Source organism: Streptomyces sp. M41 (genome assembly GCF_043673425.1).
GTDB lineage: Bacteria > Actinomycetota > Actinomycetes > Streptomycetales > Streptomycetaceae > Streptomyces.
In genome coordinates this window covers 272,471-284,940 of sequence record NZ_JBIMKE010000002.1, presented here as the reverse complement: position 1 = coordinate 284,940, position 12,470 = coordinate 272,471, and the positions used below count along the sequence as shown (strand labels likewise).

10 protein-coding genes and 1 pseudogene are annotated in these 12,470 nt (G+C 71.6%); 7 read left to right on the top strand and 4 right to left on the bottom strand.

The annotated features are described in order from the left end of the window. The first annotated feature begins 176 nt into the window (after positions 1-176). Positions 177-647 carry a DUF6099 family protein gene (locus tag ACHBTE_RS03560; RefSeq protein WP_394721822.1) on the top strand — a complete coding sequence of 157 codons (471 nt, stop codon included), beginning with the start codon at positions 177-179 and terminating at the stop codon, positions 645-647. Positions 648-760: 113 nt separating this feature from the next. Here the strand turns inward: ACHBTE_RS03560 and ACHBTE_RS03555 are convergent, their stop codons facing one another. Continuing rightward, entirely contained in the window at positions 761-937 is a 177-nt protein-coding gene (locus ACHBTE_RS03555) for a hypothetical protein (RefSeq protein WP_394721821.1), read from the bottom strand. 252 nt (positions 938-1,189) lie between these two features. Between ACHBTE_RS03555 and ACHBTE_RS03550 the strand changes: the two are divergent. From ACHBTE_RS03550 to ACHBTE_RS03540, 3 genes and pseudogenes are all read left to right on the top strand, one after another. Further along, positions 1,190-2,114: pseudogene (locus ACHBTE_RS03550) on the top strand (LLM class F420-dependent oxidoreductase). A 189-nt stretch (positions 2,115-2,303) separates the two neighbouring features. Beyond that, a complete protein-coding gene (locus tag ACHBTE_RS03545; protein ID WP_394721820.1) occupies positions 2,304-3,779 on the top strand; it encodes a 3' terminal RNA ribose 2'-O-methyltransferase Hen1 in 1,476 nt (491 codons plus the stop codon). Beyond that, complete coding sequence (locus ACHBTE_RS03540) at positions 3,776-6,343, top strand: polynucleotide kinase-phosphatase (protein ID WP_394721819.1); 2,568 nt, start codon at positions 3,776-3,778, stop codon at positions 6,341-6,343. The genes ACHBTE_RS03545 and ACHBTE_RS03540 overlap by 4 nt, the downstream gene beginning before the upstream one ends. Positions 6,344-6,346: 3 nt before the next feature. On the opposite strand, the gene ACHBTE_RS03535 is transcribed toward ACHBTE_RS03540, so the two are convergent. Together ACHBTE_RS03535 and ACHBTE_RS03530 are read right to left on the bottom strand one after the other, a co-directional pair. After that, positions 6,347-7,246 (bottom strand): hypothetical protein, encoded by a 900-nt coding sequence (locus tag ACHBTE_RS03535; RefSeq protein WP_394721818.1) that lies wholly within the window; start codon positions 7,244-7,246, stop codon positions 6,347-6,349. After that, positions 7,243-8,280, bottom strand: coding sequence for an SPFH domain-containing protein (locus ACHBTE_RS03530; protein WP_394721817.1), 1,038 nt, complete (start codon positions 8,278-8,280; stop codon positions 7,243-7,245). The genes ACHBTE_RS03535 and ACHBTE_RS03530 overlap by 4 nt, the downstream gene beginning before the upstream one ends. A gap of 142 nt (positions 8,281-8,422) precedes the next feature. Between ACHBTE_RS03530 and ACHBTE_RS03525 the strand changes: the two genes are divergently transcribed. After that, positions 8,423-9,646, top strand: a complete 1,224-nt coding sequence (locus ACHBTE_RS03525; protein ID WP_394721816.1) for an arginine deiminase — start codon at positions 8,423-8,425, stop codon at positions 9,644-9,646. Between the two features lie 187 nt (positions 9,647-9,833). Beyond that, positions 9,834-10,841, top strand: a complete 1,008-nt coding sequence (argF, locus tag ACHBTE_RS03520) for an ornithine carbamoyltransferase (protein ID WP_394721815.1) — start codon at positions 9,834-9,836, stop codon at positions 10,839-10,841. 8 nt (positions 10,842-10,849) lie between these two features. Here argF and ACHBTE_RS03515 read toward each other — a convergent pair whose 3' ends face one another. Further along, complete coding sequence (locus ACHBTE_RS03515; protein ID WP_394721814.1) at positions 10,850-11,302, bottom strand: ATP-binding protein; 453 nt, start codon at positions 11,300-11,302, stop codon at positions 10,850-10,852. Positions 11,303-11,639: 337 nt separating this feature from the next. On the opposite strand from ACHBTE_RS03515, the gene ACHBTE_RS03510 reads away from it, so the two are divergent. Further along, on the top strand, positions 11,640-12,467 hold the full coding sequence (locus tag ACHBTE_RS03510; RefSeq protein WP_394721813.1) for an enoyl-CoA hydratase family protein: 828 nt from the start codon (positions 11,640-11,642) through the stop codon (positions 12,465-12,467). Positions 12,468-12,470 lie beyond the last annotated feature (3 nt).

Here is a 12,470-nt window from a genome sequence, read left to right as displayed (position 1 = left end):
GGAGCGCCAGAGTCCACTTTCACTCTCCGTATCCACTCACCTTGGCGTAGCCGAAAAGTTGTCCGCAGATTTCCGTCTTCCTCTGGCTTTTCGTCTCAAGGGCCCTCACTCTGGGTAGTGAACAAGGGAGTTCGGGCGGACGCGTGGGCAGCGCGTCGGACAGACGGGGACAGCCGATGGACGCGGTGCGACTCATCGTGACGAGCAGGCGGGCGCTGGCCGGCAGCGGGTGCGCACCGGAGACCCTGATCGAGGTGTGGCAGGCGCAGGCCCTGGCGCAGGCGATAGGGAGCCGCCTCGCCGTGTTCGGCCCGCCTGAACTGCGGGGCGAGGCACTGGGGTTGACGGAGCTGGCAGGGCGTGGCTGTGGCGTCCTGGACGCGCCGGTGCTGGCGGAGCGCGACTTACGCGCGGCCCAGCTGACCGAGCTGGGCGACGCCCGGCAGGCGCTGATGCACCTGGGCAGCCTCCTGGCCGAGGTGGGAATCGCCCTCGTCGGCATGGCGAGCGCCGCGGCCGACGAGACGACGTACTGGCAGTGCATGGAGGCGATCGACGCGGCGGACGAGTCCCGGGACCGGGTGCGGGAGATGCTGCGAAGACTGGCGGACCGGGATCAGGTGCTGGCGCAGCGGGAGGCGGGCTAGCGGAGGGAGGCGGGGGAGGTGGGCGGCCTTCCCGGGGCCCGCCTCCGGCGCCCGCCCGGCCCCCGACGCGCCCCGCCCGGTCACCGCGCCGGGCGGCCCGGCGGCCGTCGTGCTCAGCCGGCGTCCCCGTCCTGCCGCTTGCCGGCGCCCGGGCCCCCGGTCGACTGCAGGTCCGCGTCCAGGGCCGACAGGTCCGCGTTCAGCGCTGCCATCAGCTCCTCCATCTGCTGAAGCAGCCCCTTCTGCGGTGGGGCGCCGCCCGGCTGCTCCGGCGCGAATTCCTCGGACATGACGGCCTCCTCGGCCTCCGGCCCCCCGACAGAAGCGGGCCGACACGGTGACGCGCCGGCGGTCACCGGCCGGCGCGGGTGCCGGGCGGTCCGGCTCCGACCGAGCCAACGATCACCGTCGGGGGCGGTCACTGGCCCGGGCAGGGGGCGGCCACGGCGTTGACGGAATTCACCCGACCGTGAACAGCGGGGACCCGTGGGACCCATGGGACCCGTGAGGTCGACCGGCGGCGCGGCGTGCAGGATGGAGGTATGGATCTTCGCATCTTCACCGAGCCCCCAGCAGGGGGCCACCTACGACACCTTGCTCACCGTGGCGAGGGCCACCGAAGACCTGGGCTTTGACGCGTTCTTCCGCTCGGACCACTATCTGAAGATGGGTTCGGTGGACGGCCTCCCCGGCCCCACCGACGCCTGGATCACGCTGGCCGGACTCGCCCGGGAGACCAAGCGGATCCGCCTCGGCACCCTGATGACCGCCGGCACCTTCCGGCTGCCCGGCGTGCTCGCCATCCAGGTCGCCCAGGTCGACCAGATGTCCGGCGGTCGCGTCGAACTCGGCCTGGGCGCGGGCTGGTTCGAGGAGGAGCACAAGGCGTACGGCATCCCGTTCCCCAAGGAGAAGTTCGCGCGGCTGGAGGAGCAGCTCGCCGTCGTCACCGGACTGTGGGCGACAAAGGCGGGGGAGACCTTCGACTTCCATGGCACGCACTACGACCTCACCGACTCACCGGCCCTGCCCAAGCCCGCCCAGGACCGGATCCCGGTGCTGATCGGCGGGCACGGCGCCACCCGTACGCCGCGGCTGGCGGGCAAGTACGCCGACGAGTTCAACATGCCGTTCGCCTCCCCGGAGGACAGCGAGCGGCAGTTCGCGCGCGTGCGGGCAGCGGCCGAGGCGGCCGGGCGCCAGGCGGACGACCTCGTCTACTCCAATGCCCTCGTCGTATGCGTGGGCAAGGACGACCAGGAGGTTGCCCGGCGAGCCGCCGCGATCGGGCGTCAGGTCGACGAGCTGAAGCTCAACGGGCTCGCCGGCTCCCCGCAGGAGGTCGTCGACAAGATCGGCCGGTACCAGGAGATCGGGTCGCGGCGGATCTACCTCCAGCTCCTCGACCTGCACGACCTGGACCACCTGGAGCTCATCTCCTCCCAGGTCCAGTCGCAGCTGACCTGAGAGGCGACCGCGTCGGCCGCCACCAGTGACCGGAGCGCCCGGCGGACCGGCACGGACCGGCACGGACCGGCACGGACCGGCACGGTCCGCCGGGCGCCGGGCGCCGGGAAAATTCTCGAGTGCTGCGGATGCCCCCTCTGTACGGTGTGCGTAATCGCAGTTCAGACCACTACTCCAAGGCCAGCCACCGTGTTCCTGACCATCACCACCACCGGCACCCGAGAACGCCCCGCCACCGACCTCGGCTTTCTGCTGCACAAGCATCCGGAGAAATCCCAGGCGTTCTCCACCTCCTACGGCACGGCGCACGTCCTCTACCCCGAGGCGGACGCCGAGCGCTGCACGGCCGCGCTGCTGCTGGAGGTCGATGCGGTGGCCCTGGTCAGGCGCGGCAAGGGCAAGGGCCGCGGCGGAGCCCCGGACGCGGCACTCGCCCAGTACGTCAACGACCGCCCGTACGCCGCCTCCTCGCTGCTCGCGGTCGCGCTCAGCGGCGTCTTCTCCAGCGCGATGCGAGGCGTGTGCAACGCGCGACCCGAGCGAGCCGCCGAGCCGCTGCCCCTGCGCATCGAGGTGCCCGCCCTGCCGGCCCGGGGCGGCCCCGAACTCGTACGCCGGCTGTTCAAGCCGCTCGGCTGGACGGTGACCGCCGAGCCGGTGCCGCTGGACACCGAGTTCCCGCAGTGGGGCGACTCGCGCTACGTCCGCCTCGTGCTGGAGTCCGACGCGCTGACCCTCGCCGAGGCGCTGCGCCACCTCTACGTCCTGCTCCCCGTCCTCGACGACGCCAAGCACTACTGGGTCTCCTCCGACGAGGTCGACAAGCTGCTGCGGGCCGGTGAGGGCTGGCTGCCGGACCACCCGGAGCAGAAGCTGATCACCAGCCGGTATCTGTCGCGCCGCTGGTCGCTGACCCGCGAGGCGATGGAGCGGCTGGAGCTGGTCCGGCTCGCGGAGGCCGACGACAGCGAGGTCGAGGACATCGACAACGCGGTCGGGGCGGAGGGCGAGACCGAGGAGAAGCCGACGCCGCTCGCCGTGCAGCGCCGGGACGCGATCCTGGCCGCGCTCAAGGCGTCCGGTGCGGCGCGCGTGCTCGATCTCGGGTGCGGGCAGGGGCAGTTGGTCCAGGCGCTGCTCAAGGACCCGGCGTACACGGAGATCGTCGGTGTGGACGTGTCGATGCGGGCGCTCACCATCGCCGGAAGGCGGCTGAAGCTGGACCGGATGGGGGAGCGGCAGGCCTCGCGCGTCAAGCTGTTCCAGGGGTCCCTCGCCTACACCGACGGCCGCCTGAAGGGCTACGACGCGGCCGTGCTCAGCGAGGTCGTCGAGCACGTCGACCTGCCGCGGCTGCCTGCCCTGGAGTACGCGGTGTTCGGCTCGGCCCGCCCGCGGACCGTCCTCGTCACCACCCCGAACGTCGAGTACAACGTCCGCTGGGAGAGCCTCCCGGCGGGCCATGTCCGGCACGGCGACCACCGCTTCGAGTGGACGCGCGAGGAGTTCCGGGCCTGGGCGGACGCGGTCGCCGAACGGCACGGGTACGGCGTGGAGTTCGTACCCGTGGGGCCGGACGACCCCGAAGTGGGGCCGCCCACGCAGATGGCCGTCTTCAGCATGCGCACCGACGTGAACGACGAGAAGGAGGCGAAGGCCGCATGACCGAGAACCACGCAGCACCGAAGGGTCGTGTGCTGCCCGTCACCGACCTCTCCCTCGTCGTCCTCGTCGGCGCCTCCGGCTCCGGCAAGTCGACCTTCGCCCGCCGGCACTTCAAGCCCACCGAGGTCATCTCCTCCGACTTCTGCCGCGGCCTGGTCTCCGACGACGAGAACGACCAGAGCGCGACCCGGGACGCCTTCGACGTCCTGCACTACATAGCGGGCAAGCGCCTGGCCGCCGGCCGCCGCACGGTCGTCGACGCCACCAGCGTCCAGCAGGACGCCCGACGGCAGCTGATCGACCTGGCCAAGAAGTACGACGTGCTGCCGATCGCCATCGTGCTGGACGTGCCGGAGGACGTGTGCGCCGAGCGCAACGCCGCCCGCAGCGACCGGGCCGACATGCCGCGCCGCGTCATCCAGCGCCACACCCGCGAACTGCGCCGGTCCCTCAGGCACCTGGAGCGCGAGGGCTTCCGCAAGGTGCATGTCCTGCGCGGCGTCGAGGACGTCGAGAACGCCACCGTCGTCACCGAGAAGCGCTTCAACGACCTGACCCACCTCACCGGCCCCTTCGACATCATCGGCGACATCCACGGCTGCGCGGCCGAACTGGAGTCGCTGCTGGGCAAGCTGGGCTACGCCGACGGCGTGCACCCGGACGGCCGTACCGCCGTCTTCGTCGGCGACCTCGTCGACCGCGGCCCCGACAGCCCGGGCGTGCTGCGCCGCGTCATGTCGATGGTGAAGTCGGGCAACGCGCTGTGTGTGCCGGGCAACCACGAGAACAAGTACGGCCGCTACCTCAAGGGCCGAAAGGTCCAGCACACGCACGGACTCGCCGAGACCATCGAGCAGATGGAGGGCGAGAGCGAGGAATTCCGCGCCGAGGTACGGGAGTTCATCGACGGACTCGTCAGCCACTACGTCCTCGACGGCGGCAAGCTGGTCGTCTGCCACGCCGGCCTGCCGGAGAAGTACCACGGCCGTACCTCCGGGCGGGTCCGCTCGCACGCGCTGTACGGCGACACCACCGGCGAGACCGACGAGTTCGGGCTGCCGGTGCGCTACCCGTGGGCGGAGGACTACCGGGGCCGGGCGGCCGTGGTGTACGGCCACACCCCGGTGCCGGAGGCCACCTGGCTGAACAACACCATCTGTCTGGACACCGGCGCCGTCTTCGGCGGCAAGCTGACCGCGCTGCGCTGGCCGGAGCGCGAACTGGTCGACGTACCGGCCGAGCAGGTCTGGTACGAGCCGGCCAAGCCGCTGCGCACCGAGGCACCCGGTGGACAGGACGGCCGGCCGCTGGACCTGGCGGACGTCCACGGACGCAGGGTCGTCGAGACCCGGCACCAGGGCCGTGTCTCGATCCGTGAGGAGAACGCGGCGGCGGCCCTGGAGGTCATGAGCCGCTTCGCCGTCGACCCGCGTCTGCTGCCGTACTTGCCGCCGACGATGGCGCCGACGGCGACCAGCCGTGTCGAGGGCTACCTCGAACACCCCGAGGAGGCGTTCGCGCAGTACGCGCAGGACGGCGTCGAGCGGGTCGTGTGCGAGGAGAAGCACATGGGTTCGCGCGCGGTCGCCCTGGTGTGCCGGGAAGCGGAGGTTGCGCGGGGGCGCTTCGGCGTCGGAGATGCGACGAGCGGAGAAGGCCCGACGGGGTCCCTCTACACCCGTACCGGCCGGCCGTTCTTCGACGACGAGTCGGTGACGGAGTCCATCCTGGACCGGCTGCGGACGGCGATCGGCGAGGCCGGTCTCTGGGACACGCTGGAGACCGACTGGCTGCTGCTCGACGCCGAGCTGATGCCGTGGTCGCTGAAGGCGGCGGGCCTGCTGCGCTCGCAGTACGCGGCCGTCGGCGCCGCCTCCGGCGCGGTGTTCCCGGGCGCGCTCGCCGCGCTGGAGGGCGCGGCGGCGCGCGGCGTCGACGTGGCGGACCTGCTGGCACGTCAGCGCGAACGGGCCGTGGACGCCAGCGCGTTCACCGATGCCTACCGCCGCTACTGCTGGCCGACGGACGGCCTGGACGGCGTACGCCTCGCCCCCTTCCAGCTCCTGGCCGTGCAGGGCCGCAGCCTCGCCGCCCTGCCGCACGACGAGCAGCTCGCGCTACTGGACCGGCTGGTGGAACACGACAGCACGGGCCTGCTCCAGACGACCCGGCGGCTGTACGTCGACACCGGTGACCCGGAGTCGGTCCGGGCCGGCGTCGACTGGTGGCTGGAGATGACGGGCCGCGGCGGCGAGGGCATGGTCGTCAAGCCGCTCGGCGCGGTGGTGCGCAGCGGTGAGGGGCGTCTGGTGCAGCCCGGCATCAAGTGCCGGGGCCGCGAGTACCTGCGGATCATCTACGGCCCGGAGTACACGCGCTCGGACAACCTGGAACGGCTGCGCAAGCGGTTCCTCAACCACAAGCGCTCCCTCGCCATCCGCGAGTACGCGCTCGGCCTGGAGGCGTTGGACCGCCTTGCCGAGGGTGAGCCGCTGTGGCGGGTGCACGAGGCGGTGTTCGGGGTGCTGGCGCTGGAGTCGGAGCCGGTCGACCCAAGGCTGTGACGCTCAGCCGACGAGGCGCAGCCGGTCCCGGCACACCCCGACCCGGACCGTCTGCCCCCAGGTCAGCTCGACCGCGTCCGTCTCCATGCCGTCCCCGAAGGCGACCAGCCGCTCGGACTCGACGGTGACCCGCAGCCGGGCCGCGGCGGCGAGTTCCCCGGCCACCAGGGAGGTCCCGGTGGCCGGGGACGGCCATGCCTCGCGGACGAACCACACCAGCCGTTCCTCCGTGGGGGAGGGCAGTCTCAGCCGCCCTCCCCGCTCCTGCCACACCGACCGGATCCATCCGGTCGCCCCCGTCCCGGTGCCGATGATCACCCCGGACGAAGCCTGGGCCTCGACGACACCCCCGTCGTCCTCCAGGCCCAGGCGGTAGCGGGCCGTCTGATGTCCGGCGGCGCCCAGGTAGATCTCGTTCAGTGCCACGAGGCGTTGGGCGTCGTCGGTGACGGCCTCGACCATGGCGAGTTCGTCGCAGGTGGCCCTCGCAGACTGCGCGGCGGCCAGCAGCGCGCCGGCATCCGCGGGGCGATGGCGCACCAGGACGCCCGGATTGCGGCCGGGGTCGGTGTCGATGCCCACCACCGGCTGTCCGGCCAGGTACTTGGCGACGTTCGCGACCAGGCCGTCCTGACCGACCACGACCACCACGTCCTCCGGCGCGAACAGGAAACGGTCCAGATCGGCCCGCTCCACCCGCGCCTGACGCCAGGTCAGCGGGACGGCCGAGGCCACCTCCGTCAGGGCCTGCCGTGTCCGGCGGTGGCGCTCGGCGATCTCCTCGATGTCCCGGCCCCGGGAGGAGAGGAAGAAGGCGGCCTGGCCGTGGGTGCCGTGCCGGGCCACCAACTCCTCGTACTCCGTGGTGCGATGGACCAGGACGACCCGCGGGGCGAGGCTCACGCCCGCTCCTGGGCGCCGAGCCTGGCGAGCAGCCCCGTGAGCACGTCCGGGGACACGGTCACGCTGTCGATCCGCGGCAGGTTCTCCGCCAGCCGGGTCCCGGTGAGCGCGTGCAGGGTGGCCACGTCCACCTCCGCGTGCACCCGCAGCCAGGCCGCCTGAGCCTGCGCCCGTGCCTCACCGACCTCGCGCGCGCCCTCGGCCTCCGCCCGGGCCAGCCGTACGGACCGGGTGGCCTCGGCCTCCGCCAGCCGTACCGTCCGGGCTGCCTCGGCCTCGGCCCTGACCGCGTCCGCGGCCGCGTGCTCCTCGGCCTCCCGGCGGGCGTTGGTGCCCCGCTGGTCCACCAACTGCTCCTCGCGGCGGGCGAGTTCGATCTGGCTGGCCAGTTCGTTCTCGGCGATCGTGCGCTCCCGCTCGACGGCCACCGCACGCCGTTCGTACGTCGCCCGGTCCGCCTCCTGCTGGATCTGCTCGCGGGCCGGGGTGCGCAGCGCCCGCTCCACCTCGGGCTCCGGGCGCAGCGCGACGACGCGCACGGCGACGACCTCGATGCCGGTCGCCGGGAGGCGGGGCTCGGCGGCCAGGCCCGTCGCGATCCGCTCCCGTACCGCGCTCACGCCGTCGACCAGGGCCGAGGACAGCGGTGTGCGGGCGAGGACGTCCAGCGCGTGCTGCTGTGCGCTCTCCGTCAGGAGCGTGCCCAGCTGCTCCAGCGGGGTGCCCCGCCAGGTGCCCGTGTCGGGGTCGATGGAGAAGTCCAGCCGGGACGCGGCCGTCGCCGGATCGCTGATCCGGTAGGTGACCGTCGCCTGCACGGCCACGTCCTGGAAGTCGGACGTACGGGCGTGGAAGGTCATCGCCAACTCGCGGTCGTCCACCGGGACTTCGGAGAGCGCGGCGGTCAGTGCCCGGAACCAGAAGCTGAGCCCGGGGCCGTCGTGCAGCAGCTTGCCGCCGCGGTGGTGGCGGATGTGTGCCGTGGGCGCGCCGCGCAGATGGCGCCAGCCCAGGCGCCGGGTGATGTCGGCCATGGAGCCTGCCCCTCCTCTTTTTCGTCATGGCGACGATAATGGACATACCTGCTTGTCGTCAAGGGGACGAAAAGAAGACGGGGGCGAAGAAGATAAGGGCAAGGAGGGGGTGAACGCGCCCCCCGGTGGTCAGGATGGAGGCATGGCACTCCATGTCGACTCCGAGGCCGGGCGGCTGCGCCGCGTCATCCTGCACCGGCCGGATCTCGAGCTCAAAAGGCTCACCCCCAGCAACAAGGACGCGCTGCTCTTCGACGATGTGCTGTGGGTGCGCCGGGCGCGCGCCGAGCATGACGGATTCGCCGATGTGCTGCGCGACCGCGGGGTCGCCGTCCACCTCTTCGGCGACCTGCTCACCGAGGCCCTGGCGATCCCGGAAGCCAGGAGGCTGGTCCTGGACCGGGTTTTCGACGAGAAGGAGTACGGGGTCCTCGCCACCGACCACCTCCGTGCCGCGTTCGAGGGCCTGCCCGCCGACGAGCTGGCCGAGGCCCTGGTCGGCGGCATGACCAAGCGGGAGTTCCTTCAGGCGCACGCCGAGCCGATCTCCGTGCGCTTCCATGTCATGGAGCTCGACGACTTCCTTCTCGCCCCCCTGCCCAATCACCTCTTCACCCGCGACACCTCCGCCTGGATCTACGACGGCGTCTCCGTCAACGCCATGCGCTGGCCCGCCCGCCATCGCGAGACCGTGCACTTCGAGGCGATCTACCGGCACCATCCGCTGTTCCGTGACGAAACGTTCAACTTCTGGTCCGAGGGGCAGGCCGACTACCCCTCCACCATCGAGGGCGGCGACGTCCTGGTCATCGGCAACGGCGCGGTCCTCATCGGCATGAGCGAGCGCACCACCCCGCAGGCCGTCGAGATGCTCGCCCACAAGCTGTTCGCCGCCGGGTCGGCCCAGACCATCGTGGCCCTCGACATGCCCAAGAGTCGCGCCCTGATGCATCTCGACACCGTGATGACGATGGTCGACGGCGATGTCTTCACCCAGTACGCAGGGCTCGGCATGCTCCGCTCGTACACCATCGAACCGGGCGGCGGCGACAAGGAGTTGAAGGTCACCGACCATCCGCCGGAGCACATGCACCGCGCGATCGCCGCCGCCCTCGGCCTGAGCGAGATCCGTGTGCTGACCGCGACCCAGGACGTCCACGCGGCCGAGCGTGAGCAGTGGGACGACGGCTGCAACGTGCTGGCCGTCGAGCCGGGCGTCGTGGTCGCCTACGAGCGGAACGCCACCACCAACACGCATCTGCGCAAGCAGGGCATCGAGGTCATCGAGATCCCCGGGAGCGAGCTGGGCCGGGGGAGGGGCGGGCCGCGGTGCATGAGCTGCCCGGTCGAGCGGGAGGCGGTGTAACGCGGGAGGCCCTCGGGGCGGGTGGCGTGCGAGGGGGTGCGGCGGGTGGCCGAATGAGGGGTGGGGCCGGCGGCCGTACCGGGAAGGGAACGGGTGACCGTACAAGGGTACGGGTGTCGTATAGAAATTCTGGAGCTCGTATAGACTTCCAGAGTCCTGTTGTTCCCGCATACCTGGAGCGCCCCTCATGGCGACTGTCCCGACCTCCCTCGCCGGCCGCCACTTCCTCAAGGAGCTCGACTTCACCGAGCAGGAGTTCCGCGGGCTGATCGAGCTGGCCGCCGAGCTGAAGGCGGCCAAGCGGGCCGGGACCGAGACGCAGTACCTGCGGGGCCGCAACATCGCGCTGATCTTCGAGAAGACCTCGACGCGCACGCGCTGCGCGTTCGAGGTCGCGGCGGCCGACCAGGGTGCCTCGACGACGTATCTGGACCCGTCCGGCTCACAGATCGGCCACAAGGAGTCCGTGAAGGACACCGCGCGCGTGCTGGGTCGGATGTACGACGGGATCGAGTACCGCGGAGACAGCCAGCACAACGTCGAGGAGCTGGCACGCTACGGGGGCGTGCCCGTCTTCAACGGCCTGACCGACGACTGGCACCCCACCCAGATGCTGGCCGACGTCCTCACCATGACCGAGCACAGCGCCAAACCGCTCAACGAGATCGCTTTCGCCTACCTGGGTGACGCTCGCTTCAACATGGGCAACTCCTACCTGATCACCGGTGCCCTGCTCGGCATGGACGTGCGCCTCGTCGCCCCGAAGACCTACTGGCCGGCGCAGGAGATCGTCGACCGGGCCCGGGAGCTCGCGGCGACCAGCGGGGCGCGCATCACCCTCACTGAGGCGGTCGAGGAGGGCGTCGCCGGTGCCGACTTCGTCGCCACTGACGTCTGGGTCTCGATGGGTGAGCCCAAGGAGGTCTGGGACGAGCGAATCGCGGCGCTGGGCCCGTACGCGGTGACCATGGACGTGCTGCGCGCGACCGGGAACCCGGACGTCAAGTTCCTGCACTGTCTGCCGGCCTTCCACGACCTCGGTACGAAGGTCGGGCGGGAGATCTTCGAACGTCACGGGCTGGAGTCGCTGGAGGTCACGGACGAGGTCTTCGAGTCGGCGCACTCGGTGGTCTTCGACGAGGCGGAGAACCGGATGCACACGATCAAGGCCGTGCTGGTGGCGACGCTGGCCTGAGCCGGGCCTCACATCGGACGACGCTGCGGCGGTACGACCGGCAGCCGGAACCACACCGCCTTGCCGGAGTCGGTCGGACGGTGGCCGCAGGACGAACTCAGGGCACGGATCAGCAGCAGCCCGCGCCCGTGCTCCTGCCAGGGGTCGGGTTCGCCCCGCGTCGGCCGGGTCAGATCGCCGGGCGGCGCCGGGTCCGGGTCGTGCACCTCGACCTGGCAGCCGGACGGCAGCAGCTCCACCACGAGCTCTATCGGGCCGTCTCCCGCGGTGTGCTCCACGGCGTTCGCGACCAGCTCCGCGGTCAGCAGCTCCGCGGTGTCGCTGTCGGCGGTGTGCTCCAGCTCGGCCAGTGCCGTCCGGACCAGTGCGCGCGCGACGGGCACGGCCGCGGCGGTGTGCGGCAGTGCGATACGCCAGGAGGCGGAGGCCGGGGAGCGATCGTGCAAGGTGGGTCCGTTCATGAGCAGGCTGTCCTGCTTTCAACCTGATGAATGGTACGGCGCCACCCGGCAGTGAGATCCGACGGGCACCGTTCGGAACCTTCGGCCCCGACTGCTGGGCGGCTTACCCGGTTGAACGGCCGGCCTCGCACGGCTGATCCCGCCGTTACGCGGGTGTCGACGAGCCGTGACGGATGTGACCGGGCCGGGTCAGAGGCCGCCCGGTGCCGCCCGGTGCCATCGGGCGCCCCGGTGGCTTATTGCGGATACGTGACGACAGTCAAAGTTGGGTGATAGCTTCGAGGGGGTAGAGCTCAATGAGCCAGTGCCCGCCGTCCGCCCGAGGAGGCCGCACGTCATGAGTCCCTTCACCGGCTCCGCCGCCCGCACTTCCGACTGGAAGCATCTGCGGGTCGAGCACGCCGACGGGGTGGCCACCGTCACCCTCGCCCGCCCCGAGAAACTCAACGCGCTCACCTTCGGCGCCTACGCCGACCTGCGCGATCTGCTCGCCGAGCTGTCCCGCGAGCGGGCGGTACGGGCCCTGGTGCTGGCCGGCGAGGGCCGCGGCTTCTGCTCCGGCGGGGACGTCGACGAGATCATCGGCGCCACCCTGTCCATGGACACCGCCCAGCTCCTCGACTTCAACCGGATGACCGGGCAGGTCGTCCGGGCCGTACGGGAATGCCCGTTCCCGGTGATCGCGGCCGTGCACGGGGTGGCGGCGGGCGCCGGCGCCGTCCTGTCGCTCGCGGCCGACTTCCGGGTGGCCGACCCCAGTGCCCGCTTCGCCTTCCTCTTCACCCGGGTCGGCCTGTCCGGCGGCGACATGGGTGCCGCCTATCTGCTGCCGAGGGTCGTCGGCCTGGGCCACGCGACCCGTCTGCTGATGCTGGGCGAACCGGTCCGCGCTCCGGAGGCCGAGCGGATCGGACTGATCAGCCAGCTCACGGAGGAGGGCCGTGCCGACGAGGCGGCCGGCGCCCTCGCCCACCGCCTCGCCGACGGCCCGGCCCTGGCGTACGCCCAGACGAAGGCGCTGCTGACGGCCGAGCTCGACATGCCGCTGGCGGCGGCCGTGGAGATGGACGCCTCGACCCAGGCGCTCCTCATGAACGGCGAGGACTACGCGGAGTTCCACGCGGCCTTCACGGAGAAGCGGCCACCGAAGTGGCGGGGGAGGTAGGAG

Excerpts from the sequence above, each read along its gene's own strand:
- ACHBTE_RS03525 (WP_394721816.1), top strand. The coding sequence starts at position 8,423 with ATGGCACTCCATGTCGACTCCGAGGCCGGGCGGCTGCGCCGCGTCATC.
- ACHBTE_RS03510 (WP_394721813.1), top strand. The coding sequence starts at position 11,640 with ATGAGTCCCTTCACCGGCTCCGCCGCCCGCACTTCCGACTGGAAGCAT.
- ACHBTE_RS03540 (WP_394721819.1), top strand. The coding sequence starts at position 3,776 with ATGACCGAGAACCACGCAGCACCGAAGGGTCGTGTGCTGCCCGTCACC.
- ACHBTE_RS03555 (WP_394721821.1), bottom strand. The coding sequence starts at position 937 with ATGTCCGAGGAATTCGCGCCGGAGCAGCCGGGCGGCGCCCCACCGCAG.
- argF (WP_394721815.1), top strand. The coding sequence starts at position 9,834 with ATGGCGACTGTCCCGACCTCCCTCGCCGGCCGCCACTTCCTCAAGGAG.
- ACHBTE_RS03560 (WP_394721822.1), top strand. The coding sequence starts at position 177 with ATGGACGCGGTGCGACTCATCGTGACGAGCAGGCGGGCGCTGGCCGGC.
- ACHBTE_RS03530 (WP_394721817.1), bottom strand. The coding sequence starts at position 8,280 with ATGGCCGACATCACCCGGCGCCTGGGCTGGCGCCATCTGCGCGGCGCG.
- ACHBTE_RS03515 (WP_394721814.1), bottom strand. The coding sequence starts at position 11,302 with ATGAACGGACCCACCTTGCACGATCGCTCCCCGGCCTCCGCCTCCTGG.